The organism is Candidatus Krumholzibacteriota bacterium, from assembly GCA_016932415.1.
GTDB lineage: Bacteria > Krumholzibacteriota > Krumholzibacteriia > Krumholzibacteriales > Krumholzibacteriaceae > Krumholzibacterium.
Map to the genome: position 1 here is coordinate 1 of JAFGCX010000010.1, position 20080 is coordinate 20080.

The following is a 20080-nucleotide window of genomic DNA, read 5'->3' on the forward strand; positions in this document are numbered from 1 at the left end:
AAGGATGGATTAGAAGCTAAAGCAGCTTAAAAGAGGTGACCGTGGATGCAGAGAAAAATCTCATACACAACATTTGACAGTATCTCCGGGAAGGCACGCCATGGCCGGAGCTTTCCAGTTTTTACTGAAGCCGCCCCTTTCAAGGAGCCATATGAAAAGGACAGGGATCATGACCAGGGTAAGTTCGCCTGAAAAGGATCCGGCCAGGAGGACGGCCCCCAGCGAGATCCATCTTTTCCTGTACATCAGCAGGATCCCGGCTGTCAGGCAGACAAGTGAGATAAGGTCCTTGACCTGGAAAAAATTCCACGCAGTCATTCCAAAGAAATGTTTGCTGAATATGAAAAGGATCGAGGAAACGACTGCCGTCTTCCGTCCGATCCCAAGAAAGACGAGCAGATTGTAGAAGGTCAGCACAAGCAGAATAGATAGAAAGATAGTAAGGGACTTGAATCCGGTAATATCGTTTTCCGCGAGCCCGGCAAGCCATGGCCCGAGAATCCGGTTGCCCCAGGGGCTTGGGATCGATTCTGCCAGCGATGGAGAGGCTGCCGCCATTTCCCGATAGTACTTGAGGTCCATGCCGGAGAATGGCGCTGACTTGTAGTCGATCTCGCCGTAAAAAAAAATGGCGAGAGCGGTGACCGCCAGCAGGATCAGGATTTCTTTTTTAATACTAAAAAACATGACCTATCACCGCGATATCTGACAGTCTGTATCCACGTGACCTTTGAAACTACGGCGTATTGTACTCATTTTTCAATAGTCCCACAAGCATATAGACTCCTGCCTCCAATTCTGGACCAGACTCAGCCGCAACTTGTCAGGATTTCCGGGTCGTTCGATCTCTTGGGGGTCGTGCCGCAGAAATGGTCATCATGAAAACAGCTTGAGGCAAAAGTGATATATTTAGCGCTATTATTTTATCTCCCATTTTTGCTAGGATTATCAGACAGGAACCCTCCGGCTAAAAAATGTCTTATCGATCAGCCGGAGCTTGGTTAAGTCAATTATGGGCGCCTGGTCGTATTTTTCATTGGGTGGAGAGCGATCTCGCGCTGACCGTCAGGAGTTGATGCGCGGATTATTCATGAATGAGACAAAGAGGATGAAGGCCTTTCTGATCGAAGAGCGCCTGAGTGTCACCGTCTTGTCCTTTACGACCCTGTTTCTGATCTCGAGCCGTTTCCTTCCAACCTCGCCGGAGATACCCGGCACTTTATCATACTACGTGATCCTGCCTCTGCTCGTGATCATCCTGATCCTCCGCAAAAATCCCCTTGATTTCGGCCTTCGAATCGGCCTGTGGAGGATATGGCTGCCACATGTCGCAATCGCCTGCGCTCTGGCAGTCCTCCTGGCTGTTACGGCGTCAAGGATCCCGGCATTCCGGGGATTTTACGGAGGGACGAGGGGGCCGGCGATCAGCCGGATCGCGCTTGTCATGATCGATCTGCTCGCCGTTGAATTCATGTTCCGGGGTTTCATCCTCTTCGGCTTAAAGGAGAGATTCGGCGGGGGAGCGGTTCTTGTACAGATGATGCCTTTCGCGCTGCTCCATCTCCACAAGCCGGGACTGGAAGCAGCTGGCTGTGTTCTTTCGGGGATTTATTTCGGATACCTCGCCTGGCGCACCGGCTCGTTATGGCCGGTATATATCATCCACTGTTTTGCCGCCCTGACCATCGTATTACTCACTTAATGGTCGGCGCGATCACATCGGGACGGCCGTTTCATTGACAAGCTTACACCCACAGAGTATTCTCTGAGAAATTCAACAGGAAAGGCAATATTACATGAATGATACAGACATGAATTCAAACGAGCACCGTAAGATATTACAGGATATCGCCCGGCGGGCGATGATAGACCGCGGCCTACTGCCCGACTTTTCGCCTGAAGCGCTTGCCCAGCTCGACGGGATCAAGGTTCCCGCAACTGCTGCTAGGACGGCTGTTCGCGATCTCACCGGTCTGTTATGGTCATCGATAGATAATGATGATTCTCTGGACCTCGACCAGCTGACCGTTGCCGAGGTCATGGCGGGAGACGATATCAGGATCTTCGTAGCGATCGCCGACGTGGATTCTGTTGTCAGGAAAGGATCGGCGATCGACAGCCACGCCCGAAGCAATACGACCTCGGTCTATACGCCGGCCGTGATATTTCCGATGCTTCCCGAGAAGCTCTCTACCGATATCACTTCGCTCAACTACGATTCCGACCGTCTGGCTATAGTCGTCGAGATATTGATCGGCAATGACGGAGCGGTTAAAGACTCGGATATCTATCCATCTCTTGTGCGTAATAAGGCGAAGCTGGCATACAACAGTATTGCCGCCTGGCTCGAGGGGAAGGAAGATGCGCCCGAAGCTGTTGCCGCGGTCGACGGGCTAGATGAGAATCTGCGCTCGCAGGACCGGGCCGCGCGGCGCATGAGGGAACTGCGGCACTCTCAGGGGGCGCTAAGTTTCGAGACAATAAATTCGAGACCTGTTTTCGCGGGCGAAAAGCTTAGTGATTTCGGAGTGGAGCATAAGAACGCAGCGACTAGTATCATAGAAGATTTCATGATCGCGGCCAACGGGATTACCGCCAGATATCTCGCTTCCAGAGGATTTCCCTCGATCCGCCGCGTGGTCCGTGAACCTAAACGATGGGACCGGATAGTGATGCTCGCGGCAGATCATAAATACGATCTGCCTCGCGACCCGGACGCGAAAGCGCTGGACAGGTTTCTCCTGAAGGAGAAGGCTGCCGACCCTCTTCGATTCCCCGACCTTTCCCTTGCCATCATCAAACTGATGGGGCCGGGAGAATACGTCGCCGAACTTCCAGGTGGCAAGTCTCCGGGGCATTTTGGCCTTGCCGTCAAAGCCTACGCGCATTCAACAGCGCCTAACCGCCGCTATCCCGACCTGATCACCCAGCGACTTTTAAAGGCGGCGCTCTCCGGCGATACGACTCCCTATAGCGTGGACGAAATTGATGCTCTGGCGAAACACTGCAGCGAAAAAGAGAATGAGGCCGAAAAGGTAGAGAGGCTCGTCAACAAATCGGCGGCGGCGCTTCTCCTCAAGCCCAGGATCCACGAGAAATTCGAAGCGCTCGTGACGGGGGCTTCGGAGAAGGGAACATGGGTAAGGCTTCTCAAGATACCGGTCGAGGGAAAGCTCATCAGCGGTTCAAGCGGACTGGATGTCGGCTCGCGTGTACGTGTAGAGCTCACCGGTGTGGACGTAGAGAGAGGTTTCATCGATTTCGCGAGGGTTGGCAGATGAAGGAGAAAAGATGTCCTTCCTGAAAATTTCAAAAGTACAGGCATGTCACACGGGCATTACTATCGGCAGATGGGTTGCCGCCGTAATTTATTCAGCGCTCAAGCTCACATATTGCGTGCTGAGCGTGCGCGACCATACCCAGCTTCGCGCGTCGTACCCCGGGGCTGTTATGTACTGCTTCTCCTCGCGGATCAGTACGATCATCAGCTGGTAGGCCATAGGCGAAATGGGGGCGAGGTCGTCAGAAGTGAAGGTATATTCCCCGTCATCCTCGGTCCTGATATAGACGCCCGTCGAATCGGCGTTGAGATCCATGATCGTGATATCTATCGTTCCGCTGCAGAAGGTGTGCCACTCCAGGTCGAAGCCGTCCATCGAGACCGTGGCGAACGGCTCGGGGCTGGTGATATACGGCTGGCAGGTCTGAAGGGCGATCGGGAATGTGGTAAGGTCCGGGACCCCGTCGCCCGCGGTCACCGTGAATGTATAAAGACCGCCCGGATTGAGGAAGTATCCGGCAATGTAGTCCGAATAGGCGTACTGATCGGAGAAAGACTGCCATACCAGGTCGAAGGAATTGCACGAGACAGCGCCCGGCCGCAGCGGGTATATCGGCCCGTCGGGGGCGTAGACGCTGTCGAAACGGGCCTGGATATAATCATTCCTTATGACGCCGCTGCTATATGTTATATTACGCCAGAGCCTCATTGCGGCAAAGACCTGGGGTGAGCCGTCTCCCGTCGTGAAAGACCATATCGGGCCGGGCGTCGTCTGGTAGTGATCGTCTGTCGCCGATACCTGCCACTCGTATTCGGTCAAGGGGTCGAGGCCGGTTACCTCAAGGGAACTCTCGGCCAGGTCCGAGCCGATGACGGTGAGAGTCCCGCCGGCAAGACCCATCGCCACGTCATAGGTGATCGGGTCGTCTTCCGGATCGCTGCAGCCCCAGTCGAGAGCCACGTCGAGCGGCACGGTGGTCGCGTCGTCGTCGGGGAAAAGAACCCATGGCTCTACGGGAGGCCTGTTGAGCGCTGTCATCGTCTTGAAGACCCACCAGGGCCCGGGAGTGGAACCTCCCTGATCGTCATGAGCGACTACTTTCCAGTAATATCTCCGGTCCGGCTCGAGGTCATCGGGGTCGAACGGCGGCCCCGCGATCCCGTCCGCGACAAGGGTGCTGTCACCGTACAGGTCCTTGAACCAGAGGTCATATGTAAGGGGATCGTCATCGAAGTCATAGCAGTCCCAGTCCAGCGTCGCGATCAGGAACACGCCTGTGGAGCCGTCCTCCGGATCGGGGTCGAACGGAGCCACGGGTGGATTGTTGAATCCGGATCCGGTCGTGAACTGCCACCACAGGCCTATCGATGCATCGTCATGCTGGTCGATGGCATAGATCATCCATTCGTACTCGGTGTCTTCCTCGAGTGTCAGGGGGCAGACGTAGAACGAGTCATAGACGGCGACTTCATCCAGGATCATGGCATCGTCACCAGGCCCTGAGCGCAGATAGATAAGATAGTGGTTCACACCCTGATCGGCATACCTGTAGTGGTTCCAGATGAAAGTAGGGTTCCGGCTCTGCCCCGTGCTGTTATCCGGGGGGTAGATGTAGGTCGGTGGGGGGGCGTCATTCGGTATCGTATTGTGGCGCGTCGTACTGCAAAAGGCGAAACTGATGGCAAGAGCGGCAAAGAGCAGGATTCTGATAATCTGTCTCACTTTTATCCCTCCACAGTCAGGGGACGTTCAATATTTAGCAGTTAAAGGAATTAATCATGTAAATGCTATCAATATTGAATAATATTGTCAATCAGCGAGGAGTTATTTCTGTCTACCCAGTATATATTTATAAACTGACCTCATTCTGAAAACAGGCCCGGATAGAAAGTTATTATATTACCGGGGCAGATAGATTATACTTTTCACATGGTTGCGGCAAATCTCCTGCTTAAAAGCGGAAAGGAAACGTCATGTTTAGAAAATCTATTCTGTTTGCCTGCGCGGTTTTCATAAGCATCGTCTTTTCGGGATGCTTCATTCAGTCTCTCAATCATTTTTACACCGACGACTCGGTGATAGATCTTCCTTCCGTCAGGGGACAGTGGAAACTGGTCGCCGCGGGGGATGAGGATGTATCGGGGAAATACACTGAACCATGGATATTCACAGAAGAAGCGATAGAAACATTCGAGGAAGGCGTCCAATCGAGATTGGCGGCGACATATTTCTCAGTCGATGGCGTTGTTTTTGTCGATCTGTCGGCGGGCGAACCGTCCGAAGGCAAGGGGATCAACGAGTGGTGGCTCGTGCACGTCATGCCTGTACATTCGGTCTGCAGGGTCGAACTTGAGGGAAAGAAGCTTTCCCTGACTCCACTGAACGGGGAATGGGTAGGCAAGTTGATTGAGAGCGGGAAGTCATCGCTCTCCGGCGTCTCCAGGGCCGATGATGGAGAGGAACTCCTTCTGACAGCTTCTCCGGCAGAACTGTTTGTCTTTCTTAAGGAATACAAGGATGAACCGGAAGCCTTTCCTGAAGAGAACCGCCATCTTTTCGTAAAGGAATAGAATTTTCCCTGTCGATGACGGGGATCAGGCAGAGGAGATGAAATGGACTTGAAAGAAGGGCAGAAGGCTCCGGCATTCAGCCTGCCGGACCAGAACGGGGATACCCGCAAGCTTGCAGACTACAGCGGCCAGTGGATCCTCCTTTATTTTTATCCTAAAGACGACACTTCCGGGTGCACGAAGGAAGCGTGCGCGATAAGGGACGACTTTCCCCGATTTGAGAAACTCAGGATCAAAGTGCTCGGTGTCAGCAAGGATTCGGTGGCGAGCCATCTTAAGTTCGCTCAAAAATACGAGCTTCCATTTACGCTTCTTTCAGATGAAAGACTCGATATGCTCAAGAAGTACGGAGTCTGGCAGAAGAAAAAGATGGCCGGCAGAGAATATATGGGAATAGTGCGGATGTCCTTTCTGATAGATCCTGCCGGGAAGATAGCGAAAGTATACCGAAAGGTGAAACCCGCAGAGCATGCGGGAGAGGTGCTGGAGGATCTAAAAAGACTTGCCCGGTGATCCCGGGACTCCTGCCCGCTGCCGACGGTGAAGGTGGAGAGAGATCATTTATGAGAATCTGCGGGAGACGTCATCTACATACTCCCCGTATAACTTCCGGCTGAGCAGGATATTTCCCCTGTACGACAGATTACCCATTATGCTGATCCATGGTTTCCGGCGGTGCCAGACATTGTCCCAGACCCTTAGAAAGATGCGGGGCAGGCTGTAGAAGGTCCGCGTGCAGACTTCCATTTCCCGGAGGATGCTGTCGAGCGAAAAATTTTTATACCTGGCCACGGGGAATGTCAATGTGTAGTATTTCCAGTCCTCCGGGAAGTTGTCGAGCACGATTCGACCCTCGGACTCCATCTCATCCCATAAGCGCGTTCCCGGAAGGGGGGTAAGAAACAGGGCACTGATACTGTCCACGCCGTACCGGCTTGCCGAGTCTGCTACATATCTGCCGATACCTGGTTCGTCGACGTTAAGGCCGATGATAAAAGAGCCGACGACGAGGATGTTATGTCTGTGTATCCGTTTTACCGATTCGTGAAAGTCGCGGTTATTGAGAAGATTGAATTTCTTGCCGACCTCGATCAGGCCTTCCGGCTTGACCGATTCGAATCCGATAAAGACTCCGCTGCACCCCGCCCTCGCGGCGAGATCGAGGAGTTCTTCGTCATCAGCGAAGTTGATCGTAGTCTGGGCGATCCATTCCTTCTTCAGGCCGGCATCTATCATCGCGCGGAAAAGTTCCTTCGCCCGGGCGATATGCTCCGGGCGTGTGCCGATGATATTATCATCGACTACGAGTACTCGTTTTTCCTTGATCTTTCCGAATTCGCGAACCACATCGTCAACGGGCCTCAGGCGATAATGAACGCCGTTGAATGCCGAGACGCTGCAGAAACTGCAGTTGAGCGGGCAGCCGCGTGTCGTCTGGATCGATCCGAACGCGTATCCTGAATCGAATATGCCATGGTCGGCAACAGGTATATCTTTTGGAGCGGCAAGGCCGCCGTCATAGCGGCGCTTCAGCCTGCCTTCTTTCGCGTCTTCGAGGACCTCACCCCAGATGCTTTCAGCTTCTCCCGTTACGACAGAATTGACCTGCTCCATCGCTTCTTCCAGACACATCGTCACGTGGATCCCGCCGATCACTACTGGAACACCGGCTTTTTCGAAGTAAGACGCGACGGCATAGGCGCGATTGGCCTGGGAAGTAAAGGCTGTGACAGCGACAAGGTCGGGGCGAGGCATCGATTGATAGTCGGGTATCCCGAAGTTTTCATCGATTACGGTTATTTCCCATTCAGGCGGCGTCATTCCCGCGAGGACCATCAGGCTGAGAGGTTTCCAGACGCGATAGCGGTTCCAACGGCTCTCTTTGATCTTTACCATGCTTACGTAAGGATTCGAAGGATTGATCATGAGAAGGCGCATTGCTTAGAGGCTCCATGCAGAAAGAGGCGTTCTGATTATCATGCTATTTAAAAAACAGAATATACCGTTAATAATAATTATTTCCAATAATTTTTTATGCTGCAGCCCGGTCTGTTCAGGATATCAGGGATCTTGTCGCAGCGCGGGAGCCGTGATCGATTGAGCTTGATTGGACTTGAAAAACGGTCAGCCCAAACCGCGGCGGGCCTTAGTCTTCATGCAATGTCCGGCTTATCTGCGTCGCCGCGGAAATCCTCCTTGCGCAGCCCGTAATGTCTCATCTTGTCGTAAAGACCTCGCGGATGGATGCCGGCTCTTCTTGCCGCTTCGCCAACGCGCCCTCCAGTTTCCGATAGCACCATCTTCAGGTATGAGCTCTCGACTTTCTCTATCACTCTCGTCTTGACGTCTTTCAGCTGCTGGTTCCGCCAGTCGGGATCGAGGTTGTCGACGATCCTGTCCATCGACAGATAGTCGTGATTGATCGCGTAGATTCCCTGGGGCAGGTCGCCAAGAGTTATCATATCGCCCTGGCAGAGTATAATGGCTCTCTCCATGACGTTTATAAGTTCTCTTACGTTTCCCGGCCAGGAATATTCGATCAGGGCGTCCATCGCTTCTTCGGAGATCCCTTCTACCAGCTTGTTCATCTTCATACTGAAGCGGTCGATGAACTGTTCGACGAAAAAGGGGATATCCTCTTTTCTCTCCCTGAGCGGAGGGACAGTCAGCGAAAGCACGCTGAGCCTGAAATAAAGGTCTTTTCTGAACCGGTCTTTTTCAATCTCTTTTTCTATCTGCCTGTTTGTCGTGGCGATGACCCTGACGTCGACCCATATCGATTTTTCCCCTCCAACAGGTTTCACTTCATAATCCTGAAGCACCCTTAGAAGTTTCGCCTGCATGTGAATGGGGAGTTCTCCTATCTCATCGAGCAGGAGCGTTCCGCTGTGGGCAAGTTCGAAGGCGCCGCGTCTCTGTCTCACCGCTCCTGTAAAGGCGCCTGCCTCATGTCCGAACAGTTCGCTCTCGAGGAGCTGTTCCGGCAGCGCCGCGCAGTTGACGGCGATAAAGGGAGCCGCGGCCCTCTGGCCCTCGGCATGGATCATCCTGGCAAGGTGCTCCTTGCCGACTCCGGTCTCCCCGAGCAGCAGGATCGGAGAGCTTGTCCCTATGATCTTTCCTACCATCTCCATAAGGATCTGCATCTGGGGCGAGTGGGCGATCAAAGTCTCTATTCGAGGTTTCTGAAGGCCACCTTCTCCCGTGATAGGCCGCTCGACAAGGTTTCTCCTCGAATAGATCGTCGTCTCCACTGCCTCGATAAGTATATTCTTCTGCAATCCCTGATAGAGTACGACATCAGCCCCCATCGCGATAAGGTTCGCGTGGTCCTCCGGTGAGTTGCTGTCATGGAGCACGACAGTCGTCGGCGTTTCGGGAAGGTCGTTCAGGAGAGAGATCGACGACTCGAGAGGTTCGGGAAGCAGCGATGAGGATACTATGAAAATATCTCCGTTCGTGCGCAGCGCTTTCTGAAAAGGATTCTTCAGGTGCCCGATGCTCTCGAGGCGGACGTTCGCCTCGTTGAAATATTCGCGTATCCCTTTTTCGAGTGTTTTATCCTTTATTATCAGGACAAGACGTATCAGCACTTTGAATCTTCCTTTCGGGCCGATAAAAATAATTCGATAAATTTCAGCCTGGAGTTTTCAGCATAATATGAATCAAAATTATATCGGTAATACTATACCGATATGGCTTCTTTTGTCAAGCTCCAGTTTTGTTGAATATAACCTTTTATCAATAGGGATGCTAAACCGAATCATACTATAAATAAATCACTTTCCAGATTTGCGATTGCTCCGGATCAAGTCAGCTCCGATCAATAGCAGTAAAATAATACTTATAATGAAAATAAAAAGTATTATTATACCGATAATTTCTTGGGGCTTGATTTGAAACCTTTGGTAACAGATAGTAATATATAACGTTACAGTGATATGTATAAATCGCCCGATTGGCCCGCTAATTGCGTTGACTGTCAATCAATTAATTAATCAGGCTAAAGGTCCATAAGTGGGGCTTTAGAACGGTCTGTTTTTTTGGGAAAGGCGTACAGGAGCGACTGTTATGTCAGGTGAATTCAAGAGACGGGATGATGACATCTACGACGGCGACGACGATATATACAACGATTACGACTTTGAGAGTGAGGATTTTCTGCCCGATGAAGAGCTTGATCTGGACGAATTGGACGCGCGGATCCACCGCAAAGGTGGCAGAAAAGGGACTGATGAAAGAATCGAGCGTGAAAAGGAACACGCGAGGAAGAAAAAAAGGCGTAAAGAACGCCGGGAAAAAAGGAATATAGACTGGGATGATTAGTTGCCCGCGTGATGACGGGTGACTTTAGAAAGGGATAAAATGTCAATAACGGTCGAGCGGACAAGTGTAATACGTGAGGAGGCGATCAGGCGGAATGCCTGGGGGATCGCTTCGGCGATAGATATCTATGATTGTGACGCAGATTCAATAAGGGATGCCGATCTGATCCGCAGGTTCGTAGTCGAACTGTGCGACCTGATCGAGATGAAACGTTTCGGAGAGACTCAGGTAGTGCATTTTGGTGAGGACGAACGCGTGGCGGGTTATTCGATGGTGCAGCTGATCGAGACATCTCTGATATCGGCTCATTTCGCCAACCAGTCGAACGCTGTCTATCTGGACGTGTTCAGCTGCAAACCGTACGATCCTGAGGTAGTGAGAGAATTCGCGCAGAAATACTTCGGTGGCCTCAGAAGCGAATTAAATGTTGTACTCAGAAGCTAGCGGTGACAAGACGGGCAATTTAAAAATCAGGATAAACACAGATCTGGAAGAGGCTGCCAGATTGTGGATAGGCCTGTCTCTCCCTACAGATCTCTTCGGATGCTGGCAGATCAGGAATTCCTTTCATGAAAGCTTTGGCCGACCACTTCATATGGTCGTGGCCGAAAGGGGCGGGAAGGTCTGCGGTTTTCTCGCGCTGAGCAGGATCGAGGAAGAGGATTATTTCGGCGCGTTTCCCGGTGAGACCTGGAATGGCCAGACCTGGCTGGAACAGAATACCATGCCTTCTTCCTCGGCAGATGTGGCGGCAGCCCTCTGGGATGCGGCGCCGGAAAATACTGTTGTCCGGTATGTCGAGCAAGCGATCGCTTCCGGCATCGCCGATGCCGAGATCGATGAAACGGGGTATCTCTTTCATCCTTCCGATTACAACTGGGATTTCGATGAATACTGGAAGACCTTTTCCGGTAAATCGAGGAAACGTCTCTCGCGCGAGATAGGGTCTCTGGGCGATATCGTCATCGGGCCGAGTGAAAAGATAGCGGGCGATATCGAGTGGATGTTCCGCGTAAATATCGCTGAATTCGGGAATCTCTCTTATTTTTCCGATTACAGGTTCGTCGAAGCTTTTGAAAAGATGATCGGATGGTTATCGTCTTCGGGGATGCTCAGGGTGACAACGGCTACTATAGGCGGAGTAAGGGCGGCGGTCGACCTGGGAGCTGTCTTTAATTCCCGTTATACCGTAATGGCGGGAGCCACTTCGCCGGAGTTTCCCGGAATCGCCAAGGCTATCAATCTCTACCATATCCGGGTCAGCTGCCAGGAAAGGTTCAGCCAGACTGACTTTCTCTGCGGTGATTTCGGATGGAAGGAGAGGTTTCATCTTACGCCGAGGCCACTGTACGTACTAAGCACGCGATCTGCCGGGTACCGGTTGACGGTGGCGGCGGAAGGGAAGGATCGATGTGTCTGAATCGCGCGTTCTGGTAGTCGGAGCTACCCGCGACTATATCAGTTATATCCAAGAGAATCTTCCCGGCAGATCGGTATTTCTGACCGATCCTTCCGAATACCCGAGTGATCAGCCCCTGGCGACGCCAGGCGATTTTCATCTTATCCACCCCCTTCATGAGAGGGAAGCTGTTCTGAGAAAGGTCGATGCCTCACTTGAAAAATCCGGCCTGACGATCGGTGGCGTGGCCTGTTTTGACTGTGAATCGCTTCTTCTCGCCTCGGAACTGGCCGGGGGGTATAATAATTTCTCGGATAAGGATGCTATAATCAGATGCCGCGACAAATTTCTTTCCAAGAAAGCATGGGAGTCACGTGGAGTCGACTGTCCGAAAGCCGCCATGGTAAAGAGCGCAGAAGAAGCTGTATCGTTTTTTTTCTCGATCGGCGGGCCGATAGTCCTTAAGCCGGCGATCCTCAGCGGAAGCGAACTTACTTTCAAGTGTCTCGATGAGCGGGGAACGCGGGATGCTTTCGACGTGATATCCCAGGGGCTTGAGCGAAAGAGGCCCGATCCGGCTTTTGACAGGGACGGTCTTCTTGGCGATGGAGCGGTCCTGTGCGAAGAGTGGATCGAAGGCCCCGAGTACAGTGTCGATTTTATTCATTCGAAAGGAAAGCTTGATATCGTACGCGTGGCGAGAAAGCATCTCCTTCCGGGGGAACCGGCAGGGACGGTGCTGGCGTACGAACTACCCGCCCCCGATTTTCCACTGACTCTTTCCCGCTTCAGTGAATTGCTCAGGCCGGCAATAGAATCTCTCCGGCTCGGGCGGTGCATGGGGATGGCTGACTTCTTTATTCGCGACGGCAGGCCGTATTTCCTGGAAATAACCCCTCGCCCGGCGGGGGATTGCCTGCCCCAGATGATAAAGTCGAGCAGTGGGCTTGATATGATCTCGGCGCAGATCGATTTTGCCGCGGGGGGAGAGGTGAAGGTGCCGGAAAAGGAACGGTGGGATCATCTTGTCGGTCTTCGGGTGCATTCACGCTCGGAGGGCCGTTTCAGATCGGTCAGTGTCAGGAGCGATACTCTGCCGCAGGAGATAATCGAAGTCAGCTGGCTGAAAAAACCTGGAGACAGCATAAAACTGCCTCCAGAGGATTATGGCAGCTGGCTGATCGGACATATGATCTTCAGGCCTCTATCCGGGATCGACGTCGGATCCCAGGTGAAACAGGTGCGGGAAGCTGTTGAACTCGAGATCGAACAGGAAATCAACGATGCAAAAAAACGAAAACTGTCCCACCAGCCGCTATGATGAAAAAGATCTGATCGGGCTGCACCCCGATCTTATGCGCGTCCTTCGAGATACTCCTCCTCCCATGGATGAGGATATGCTGAGAGATTTTGTCGGCGGCTACGTGGAGAAAGCCGGGTCTTTTCGTGAAATAGCGAGGGAGTACGGATCCCCGCTTTATATCCTGGATCCATCTGTCCTTAAAAAAAGATTATCCAGGTTCCGTGAGGCTTTTTCGATCCTTTCCAGACCTGTCGAGGTTTATTACGCTGTAAAGAGCAACAATATGCCTGAGATCGCCGGGATAATCGCCGGCGAGGGTGCGGGCCTCGATGTTTCAAGCGGAAGGGAACTTCGTCTGGCCCTGAAAGCCGGCGCGAAAAAGATAATGTTCAGCGGTCCAGGCAAGACAGATAGCGAGTTGTCAGCGGCGCTCGATAACAGTGACAGGGTGACTGTCCTTATCGACAGTTTCGGAGAACTCGATCGTCTCGGCGAGATATCGCGGAAGATGTCACGCACGATAAAAGCCGGTGTGAGACTGACGACTGTAGAAGACGGGCTGTGGAGAAAATTCGGCATTCCCCTGGCAAAACTGCGCGATTTTTTTGTCAGATCGGAAAGTCACCGATTCGTGCGGCTCGAGGGCATACAGTTCCATACAAGCTGGAACCTTACTCCCGATGCCCAGACTGCTTTCCTCGGCAGGCTTGGTGGCGCGTTAAGGGAACTCCCCGAGTCGATACTTCGGAAGATTGGTTTTATTGATATTGGAGGCGGTTACTGGCCCGAGCATGGGGAATGGCTGAGAGCCGGAGGGACTCCATCGGGAGCGTTGAGGAACCTTCTTTCCCCGAATGGCCCCGATACAGGATCGAGATATCTGCTGAAAAGCAGGGAGATAGAGGATTTCGTCGAGAGTATTTCCGCCGCTATTGACAGGGACCTGCCCGGGATGGAAGATTGCGCGATCTGTGTTGAACCGGGTCGGTGGTTATGCCATGCCAGCATGCACATCCTGATGACAGTCGTCGATTTGAAGGATCCCGATATCGCAATTACCGATGCCGGTACCAACGCTGTCGGATGGGAACGTTTCGAGCATGATTTCTTTCCCGTGATCAATTTATCACAACCGGGAGTGGAGGAACATCGGTTCGACATACTAGGATCGCTCTGCACTCCGCATGATCTCTGGGGCTATTCATATCACGGGAGATCGATAAATCGAGGGGATATGCTTCTTATTCCCACCCAGGGGGCATATACCTACAGTCTCAGGCAGGAGTTTATCAAGGAACTGCCGAAGACTGTCGTCGCGTCCATAGACCAATCAAAAGACTAAAGCAGGCAAAGGAATATTTTCGAGATATTTCTGGACGCCGCGCCGCGTGACCGGCGGGTTCGGCGCGAGATCCCGGATCGGGGTCATTTTCTGTTCTTGAAGATCCCCACGACGCTTGCTACTACCAGCGCAGCCCCTGTGATTGTCCACCACGAGACATCCTCTTTCAGGATGAGCCAGCCGAGGAATACAGCGATGACCGGGTTGACGTAGGCGTAGGTCATCACTACCTGGTATGGAAGAAGCCGAAGCGTCGTCAGGTAAGAAGTAAAGCATATCACCGAACTGAGCAGTACAAGGTATCCCCAGGCGGCCCACGCTTCCGCGGTCGGTGCGGGGAAAGGTTCGCCTCGCAGGATGACGAAGACAAGAAGCCCCGCTCCACCGAGCAACTGTTGCCATCCCGACATGGCCCGGTCGCCAAGGCCGAGTTTACGCCGCTGAAGCCATATCGAGCCGGTAGCCCAGGCGAGAGGAGCAAGAAGCAGAGCGATCACAGAGAGTACGTCAGCGGTCGTCCCCCGGCTCAGGACGGGCCAGGAGAGGACTCCCACACCGATAAAGCCGCTTAAAATAGCCCCGGAGATCTTCCATCCCGGCAAATTTTTGTCGACAACGCAGTTTATGCAGGCTCCCCATATAGGCATCGCCGCTACGAGCAGAGCGGCAAGGCCCGATGAGACTCGCATCTCCGCCCAGCTTACCAGCCCGTTGCCGCCGACCCAGAGGAGGATCCCGCTTCCGGCGAGGATCCCGAGTTCGCTTCGGGAAGGACGTACTCTTTCTCCGCGCGAAAGAGCCCAGAGAAGGAGGATCGCCGAAGCTGCGATCACTCTCATCAACGCCATGGTGAAGGGGGGAAATCCGGACCCTTCCCTTACCGCGACTCGTATCGCGAGATAGGTCGAACCCCAGACAAGATATACGATCGAGAGGTGAGCAAGCCCTCTCCTGCTTAGTTTTTCTTTTTCTTCCATGCTGGAATGGAATATACATCCAAAGCTTATGACAGCATATCAATTTATTGAATACCGGGCTCAAAGTGGCCCGTTTTTCAAAAAGAATAGCCAGTTCGGAAGTCGGAAAAATTACGATTAATCGATAATTATTCTTATATTGTTGACCCTGCCACAGGCATGATGCTACGCTTTCAATCCAACAGAAAAAAGAATGATAATGCAATCTTGGCCTGTTTTATGGAGGTGCACGATGAATCGCTTGGTATTACTGATCCTTGCAGCTCTGATATCAACCGGATGCGGCGATGATTCTGTCGGGCCGGGAAGCGGCGACGGAAACGGTTTCGTGACCGGTGAATATGTAGTTTTCGCCTGGAACGATCTCGGCATGCATTGCCTCAACGACACCTATGACAAAGCGGTCATACTTCCTCCTTACAATAATATCTGGGCGCAGGTGATTAAAAGGGGCGATCCCCCTCAGGTCGTTACATCTGGCCTGACGGTCGAGTATTATCTTGCCGTCAATACATATTCTTACGGAAAAAGAGATTACGGCCAGTTCTGGGACAACGCCGCGGATATCTTCCGTTCCTTCGCCGGTTTCACAGCTCCGCCGGTCGATGTCGGGCTGGCAGGCAAGGGACTTTTCGGTGAGATGGAGTCAGCGGCGGGGCATTTTATCGCCGAGGGCGTACCGGTGACTCCTGTCTATGATTCAGGGACCTGGGATCCATATCAGGTCGCTGTTATAACTGTAAAAAACGACCAGGGCGCGGTCGTCGCGACGACAAGGGCCACAGTCCCCGTCTCGGACGAGATAAATTGCGCGCAATGCCACGGAGAGCAGGCCTGGTCTGACATCATATCCGATCATGACCGTCTTCACGAGACCGGCCTGGCAGATTCGATACCATTTCTCTGCGCGTCGTGTCATGGGAGTCCGGCTCTTGGCACCCAGGGGGCCGGCGCTGCGGGCATATATCTTTCCGAAGCGATCCATGGAGCGCATTCAACGCGTGAAGCGTCCTGTTATCAATGCCACCCGGGCGAGATCACAAAATGCATGAGAAGCAGAAATCACACCGCGACAGACGGGAATTGCCAGACATGTCACGGAACCCTCGCCCATGTGGCTTCTTCGATCGAAGCGGGCAGGATTCCATGGGCTGGAGAACCTTCCTGCGGCCAGTGCCATTCCGGAGTGCCGGGGATGGAACCTCAAGGGACGCTTTTCCGCAACGCGACGGGCCACGGCTCGGTCAACTGCGCGGCATGCCATAATTCACCCCACGCGATGTACCCTTCGGAGCTTGATGCTGATAATCTTCAACCCCTCCAGTACCAGGGATATACCGGGCTGGTAAAGACGATCGGGAGCTGCGGCGTCTGCCACGAGGATTCGAGAGGCGAAGTCGAGGATATCGGAGAATTCTCTGAAAAACACGGGGGAAGCAGTCCAGAGAGGTCAACAGCCTGCAATACATGCCATACAGTAGTGAGGTATGATACTTCAAAATGGCCTCATGCCTGGGGATGGAACAACAGCCGGGATTGACCGTCGTTATTTAAAATTCCCCCGGGTTACGTGTCGTTCCTGATCATACCGTCTGGCAATAAGCCGGAAAGTATCTGGAATAGATATTGCATTTTGGTGTTATTGCGCGCGAAGTAAGCGATCCCGCGCTGAGGTGAGATAATTTAAGAGGGACCGGATTTAAAGGATAATGCGTCAGGACAGGTTGAGTCATGAATAAAAGTGGATTTACACTGATCGAACTTATGATAGTCGTTGTAATAATCGGTATTATAAGTGCGATCGCGATTCCCAACTATGCCAGTATGCAGTCCAGGGCAAAGGAAGCAACTGTAAAATCGGGGTGCCACACTGTTCAGCTCGCAGCGGAGGATTTCAGCGTGATGTCAGAGGGGTTATATCCCGGTGATGTCGACGCGGACACTACTCCGGGCGGAAACACACTTATTGATATGCTTCCCGGAGGACATACATTGTTCAATCCCTTCACCAGCAACGATTCAGAACCGATAAACGGCGTAGCTGCCGGGAGTGGGCAGATCGGATATCTGCCTAACGTCAACAACGGGATCCGCGACGGATATACGATCACCGGATTCGGAAATGATGCTACCGTACTTACTCTTAAGGGCGGGCAATGAAAACAGATCTTCCGGCGAACTGATTTTTTTGATCTGTGCGAATCTCAAGTCGGATCCTTCAGTTTTACACTTCTCAAAACAGAATATTAATAATAATATTACTTTGTCTTAACATTATTCTAATATTGGCAGTATAATATTCAATCATTATTGTTACGCACGATCCGATCCGGAAAGGTCTGTGATGCCCCACGAGCATATACTGGTCGTTGATGATGAGGAGGATATACTCGAACTTGTCGCGTACAATCTCGAACTTAACGGATACAAGGTTACTCGTGTAGATACGGGAGAGGATACTGTCAGGGTGGCGCGGGAAATCTCTCCCGATCTGGTCCTGCTTGATCTGATGCTCCCCGGGATAGATGGACTCGAAGTATGCAGGATACTGAAGCATGACGATGCGACATCCACAATTCCGGTAGTCATGCTTACAGCCAGGGGAGATGAATCCGATATAGTGAGCGGCCTTGAACTGGGAGCGGATGATTATATTGTCAAACCTTTCAGCCCGAAGGTGCTTGTCGCAAGGATCAAGGCTGTATTGCGGCGAAAGAAAAACCTGATACCCAAGATGAACGAAGTGATTTCGAAGAAGGATATCGTTATCCATCCGGGAAAACACGAGGTCCTTATAAAAGGTAAACAGGTCTCCCTGACATCCACAGAATTTCTTATTCTTCACCAGCTTGCGCGCAGACCCGGGTGGGTCTTTACGCGGAACCAGTTGATCGATGTGGCTCGAGGTGAAGACTACCCCGTTACCGACCGTTCAGTGGATGTCCATATAGTCAGTTTGAGAAAAAAGCTCGGATCGTTCGGCAGGACAATCGAAACTGTCAGGGGAGTCGGTTACAGGTTCAGGGAGATATAGGATGAAGAAGAAGAGCATAATCTGGCATGTTCTCCCTTATTATTTATTGATAATCTTGTTTTCCCTGATTCTGGTCTCATGGTATTCGTCAAAAGCGGTCAGGGATTTCCACGAAAAAGACATTACCAGAAGCCTCGAAGAACGGGCGATAATGGTTAAATTACATCTTGCCGATCTCATGTCAGGTCCGATCGTGACAAATGTCGATTCACTCTGTGATATCTATGGGGAGAGATCGGACATGAGAATAACTGTGATTGACCGGAAGGGAAGAGTGATCGGAGATTCAGAGGATGATCCTGCCAGAATGGAAAATCACTCTGACAGGCCCGAGATATTAAAAGCGCTGTCAGGTTCTACGGGAGTTTCGAAAAGGCACAGCGCTACGCTTAGCCAGGATTTTATTTATGTCGCCATACCGCTTGACGTGGGTGGAGAGATAAAAGGCACGGTAAGGGCTTCGATTCCACTTACAGAGATCGAAGGCAGCCTGTCGACGATGTACAAACACCTTTTTATGGCGGGGATAATTACAGCAATGATCGCCGGTCTGTTGAGTGTTTTCGCGGCCCGAAGAATAAGTTCTCCAATCGAGGAAGTGAAAAAAGGCATAAAACATTTCGATTCCGGAGACCTCGATTACAGGATCCCTGCGCATGGAATGGCTGAGATCGGCGAACTGTCCCGAGTCATCAACAACATGGCTTCATCGCTGAGTGACCGGATCGATATGGTAGAGCTTCAGAAAAGTGAACAGGATGCTGTTTTCTCCGCTATACCGGAAGGGCTACTGGTCGTCGACAGGAATGAGAGGATTATCAGGATAAACCCGGGCGCCTCAGAACTTCTAGGTATTTCTGTCGATAAGGCGGTTGGCAAAAGTATCCAGGAATTGGTAAGAAACAGGCAGCTTCAGAAATTTGTCATTGACACTCTTGGTGGCTCCGGGCCTGCAGAGGTTGATTTTATCATCAATAATAATGGAACCGATATTTTTGTTCAGGCAAGAGGAGTCACGATGATGAGTATCGACGGGAACCGCTCCAGCGCGGTAATAGCTCTTAACAATGTTACCAGAATAAAGAAGCTGGAGGATGTAAGGCGTGAATTTGTCGCCAATGTGTCCCATGAATTGCGAACACCGGTTACAGCGATAAAAGGGTTTGTAGAGACTCTTATGGATGGCGCGATCGAGAACAAGTCCGATACGAGGAAATTCCTTGCGATAATCGACCGGCAGGCTGATCGCATGAAAAGGATAATAGCTGATCTTCTGATGCTGGCGCAGGTGGAGAAAGAGGAGGAATCCGGTGAGATAAGGTTCGAGAAGACAGATATCGGAAAGGTCATAGATGAAGCAAGGCACCTTTGTTCTTCCAAAGCTGACGCCAGGAATATAATCATAGAAGTCAATTGCCCGGATGACCTGGTGGCAATGGTTGATCCAGCGCTTCTTGAACAGGCGATCATCAATCTTCTTGATAACGCGTTGAATTACAGCGGAGAAGGAAGCAAGGTGACCGTAAAAGCCTGTAAAGAGAACGGTTGGCTCGTAATAGACGTGATCGACCGGGGCTGTGGTATTGAACCGCAGTACAGCCTGAAACTTTTTGAGAGGTTCTTCAGAATAGATAAGGCAAGGAGCCGCAAGTTGGGCGGAACGGGACTGGGCCTTTCGATAGTAAAACATATCGTACAGGTCCACGATGGAAGAGTTTCCGTGGAGAGCGAGCCCGGCAAGGGAAGCATATTCAAAATCGAGATTCCTCTTTCATCCTGATAATCCACATCCTCATAAATTTCTAACTTTTCCCTAATAAGCAGCTAATGCGTCGTATCTATATTCAC

At 51.9% G+C, this 20080-nt stretch carries 18 protein-coding genes; 13 read left to right on the plus strand and 5 right to left on the minus strand.

Annotated features, from left to right (window positions below; translation table 11 throughout):
- Positions 1-60: 60 nt before the first annotated feature.
- Positions 61-687 (minus strand): hypothetical protein, encoded by a 627-nt coding sequence (locus tag JW814_02855; protein MBN2070372.1) that lies wholly within the window; start codon positions 685-687, stop codon positions 61-63.
- Between the two features lie 403 nt (positions 688-1090).
- Here JW814_02855 and JW814_02860 point away from each other — a divergent pair, with 403 nt between their 5' ends.
- Complete coding sequence (locus JW814_02860) at positions 1091-1702, plus strand: CPBP family intramembrane metalloprotease (protein MBN2070373.1); 612 nt, start codon at positions 1091-1093, stop codon at positions 1700-1702.
- A gap of 109 nt (positions 1703-1811) precedes the next feature.
- Positions 1812-3281: an RNB domain-containing ribonuclease gene (locus tag JW814_02865; protein ID MBN2070374.1), complete on the plus strand. Its 1470-nt coding sequence runs from the start codon at positions 1812-1814 to the stop codon at positions 3279-3281.
- 87 nt (positions 3282-3368) lie between these two features.
- Here JW814_02865 and JW814_02870 read toward each other — a convergent pair whose 3' ends face one another.
- The gene (locus JW814_02870) at positions 3369-5003 is read right to left on the minus strand and encodes a hypothetical protein (protein ID MBN2070375.1); all 1635 of its coding nucleotides are present in this window, start codon (positions 5001-5003) and stop codon (positions 3369-3371) included.
- A 251-nt stretch (positions 5004-5254) separates the two neighbouring features.
- On the opposite strand from JW814_02870, the gene JW814_02875 reads away from it, so the two are divergent.
- A complete protein-coding gene (locus tag JW814_02875; protein ID MBN2070376.1) occupies positions 5255-5851 on the plus strand; it encodes a hypothetical protein in 597 nt (198 codons plus the stop codon).
- Between the two features lie 42 nt (positions 5852-5893).
- Positions 5894-6364 carry a thioredoxin-dependent thiol peroxidase gene (gene bcp, locus JW814_02880; GenBank protein MBN2070377.1) on the plus strand — a complete coding sequence of 157 codons (471 nt, stop codon included), beginning with the start codon at positions 5894-5896 and terminating at the stop codon, positions 6362-6364.
- A 48-nt stretch (positions 6365-6412) separates the two neighbouring features.
- On the opposite strand, the gene JW814_02885 is transcribed toward bcp, so the two are convergent.
- Together JW814_02885 and JW814_02890 are read right to left on the minus strand one after the other, a co-directional pair.
- On the minus strand, positions 6413-7789 hold the full coding sequence (locus JW814_02885; GenBank protein ID MBN2070378.1) for a B12-binding domain-containing radical SAM protein: 1377 nt from the start codon (positions 7787-7789) through the stop codon (positions 6413-6415).
- A gap of 215 nt (positions 7790-8004) precedes the next feature.
- Positions 8005-9444, minus strand: a complete 1440-nt coding sequence (locus tag JW814_02890) for a sigma-54-dependent Fis family transcriptional regulator (GenBank protein ID MBN2070379.1) — start codon at positions 9442-9444, stop codon at positions 8005-8007.
- Positions 9445-9922: 478 nt separating this feature from the next.
- Between JW814_02890 and JW814_02895 the strand changes: the two genes are divergently transcribed.
- Genes JW814_02895 through JW814_02915 form a run of 5 tightly spaced genes read left to right on the plus strand, consistent with a single transcriptional unit; the run spans position 9923 to position 14221 of the window.
- Entirely contained in the window at positions 9923-10177 is a 255-nt protein-coding gene (locus tag JW814_02895) for a hypothetical protein (protein MBN2070380.1), read from the plus strand.
- A 39-nt stretch (positions 10178-10216) separates the two neighbouring features.
- Positions 10217-10621, plus strand: a complete 405-nt coding sequence (locus tag JW814_02900; GenBank protein ID MBN2070381.1) for an S-adenosylmethionine decarboxylase — start codon at positions 10217-10219, stop codon at positions 10619-10621.
- Positions 10602-11597 (plus strand): GNAT family N-acetyltransferase, encoded by a 996-nt coding sequence (locus tag JW814_02905; GenBank protein MBN2070382.1) that lies wholly within the window; start codon positions 10602-10604, stop codon positions 11595-11597. The genes JW814_02900 and JW814_02905 overlap by 20 nt, the downstream gene beginning before the upstream one ends.
- The gene (locus JW814_02910; GenBank protein MBN2070383.1) at positions 11590-12897 is read left to right on the plus strand and encodes an ATP-grasp domain-containing protein; all 1308 of its coding nucleotides are present in this window, start codon (positions 11590-11592) and stop codon (positions 12895-12897) included. Before JW814_02905 ends, JW814_02910 begins: the two co-directional genes overlap by 8 nt.
- A 34-nt stretch (positions 12898-12931) precedes the next feature.
- Positions 12932-14221: an alanine racemase gene (locus JW814_02915; protein MBN2070384.1), complete on the plus strand. Its 1290-nt coding sequence runs from the start codon at positions 12932-12934 to the stop codon at positions 14219-14221.
- Positions 14222-14304: 83 nt separating this feature from the next.
- On the opposite strand, the gene JW814_02920 is transcribed toward JW814_02915, so the two are convergent.
- Positions 14305-15198 carry an EamA family transporter gene (locus tag JW814_02920; GenBank protein MBN2070385.1) on the minus strand — a complete coding sequence of 298 codons (894 nt, stop codon included), beginning with the start codon at positions 15196-15198 and terminating at the stop codon, positions 14305-14307.
- A 232-nt stretch (positions 15199-15430) separates the two neighbouring features.
- Here JW814_02920 and JW814_02925 point away from each other — a divergent pair, with 232 nt between their 5' ends.
- The 4 genes from JW814_02925 (at position 15431) to JW814_02940 (ending at position 20012) form a co-directional block, all read left to right on the plus strand.
- The gene (locus JW814_02925; GenBank protein MBN2070386.1) at positions 15431-16738 is read left to right on the plus strand and encodes a hypothetical protein; all 1308 of its coding nucleotides are present in this window, start codon (positions 15431-15433) and stop codon (positions 16736-16738) included.
- Positions 16739-16929: 191 nt separating this feature from the next.
- Complete coding sequence (locus JW814_02930) at positions 16930-17358, plus strand: prepilin-type N-terminal cleavage/methylation domain-containing protein (protein ID MBN2070387.1); 429 nt, start codon at positions 16930-16932, stop codon at positions 17356-17358.
- A 184-nt stretch (positions 17359-17542) separates the two neighbouring features.
- Positions 17543-18232 carry a response regulator transcription factor gene (locus tag JW814_02935; GenBank protein ID MBN2070388.1) on the plus strand — a complete coding sequence of 230 codons (690 nt, stop codon included), beginning with the start codon at positions 17543-17545 and terminating at the stop codon, positions 18230-18232.
- Position 18233: 1 nt separating this feature from the next.
- Entirely contained in the window at positions 18234-20012 is a 1779-nt protein-coding gene (locus JW814_02940; GenBank protein ID MBN2070389.1) for a HAMP domain-containing protein, read from the plus strand.
- Positions 20013-20080: the final 68 nt, after the last annotated feature.

Excerpts from the sequence above, each read along its gene's own strand:
- JW814_02855 (MBN2070372.1), bottom strand. The coding sequence starts at position 687 with ATGTTTTTTAGTATTAAAAAAGAAATCCTGATCCTGCTGGCGGTCACC.
- JW814_02860 (MBN2070373.1), top strand. The coding sequence starts at position 1,091 with ATGAATGAGACAAAGAGGATGAAGGCCTTTCTGATCGAAGAGCGCCTG.
- JW814_02865 (MBN2070374.1), top strand. The coding sequence starts at position 1,812 with ATGAATTCAAACGAGCACCGTAAGATATTACAGGATATCGCCCGGCGG.
- JW814_02875 (MBN2070376.1), top strand. The coding sequence starts at position 5,255 with ATGTTTAGAAAATCTATTCTGTTTGCCTGCGCGGTTTTCATAAGCATC.
- bcp (MBN2070377.1), top strand. The coding sequence starts at position 5,894 with ATGGACTTGAAAGAAGGGCAGAAGGCTCCGGCATTCAGCCTGCCGGAC.
- JW814_02885 (MBN2070378.1), bottom strand. The coding sequence starts at position 7,789 with ATGCGCCTTCTCATGATCAATCCTTCGAATCCTTACGTAAGCATGGTA.
- JW814_02895 (MBN2070380.1), top strand. The coding sequence starts at position 9,923 with ATGTCAGGTGAATTCAAGAGACGGGATGATGACATCTACGACGGCGAC.
- JW814_02900 (MBN2070381.1), top strand. The coding sequence starts at position 10,217 with ATGTCAATAACGGTCGAGCGGACAAGTGTAATACGTGAGGAGGCGATC.
- JW814_02905 (MBN2070382.1), top strand. The coding sequence starts at position 10,602 with ATGTTGTACTCAGAAGCTAGCGGTGACAAGACGGGCAATTTAAAAATC.
- JW814_02915 (MBN2070384.1), top strand. The coding sequence starts at position 12,932 with ATGCGCGTCCTTCGAGATACTCCTCCTCCCATGGATGAGGATATGCTG.
- JW814_02920 (MBN2070385.1), bottom strand. The coding sequence starts at position 15,198 with ATGGAAGAAAAAGAAAAACTAAGCAGGAGAGGGCTTGCTCACCTCTCG.
- JW814_02925 (MBN2070386.1), top strand. The coding sequence starts at position 15,431 with ATGAATCGCTTGGTATTACTGATCCTTGCAGCTCTGATATCAACCGGA.
- JW814_02930 (MBN2070387.1), top strand. The coding sequence starts at position 16,930 with ATGAATAAAAGTGGATTTACACTGATCGAACTTATGATAGTCGTTGTA.
- JW814_02935 (MBN2070388.1), top strand. The coding sequence starts at position 17,543 with ATGCCCCACGAGCATATACTGGTCGTTGATGATGAGGAGGATATACTC.
- JW814_02940 (MBN2070389.1), top strand. The coding sequence starts at position 18,234 with ATGAAGAAGAAGAGCATAATCTGGCATGTTCTCCCTTATTATTTATTG.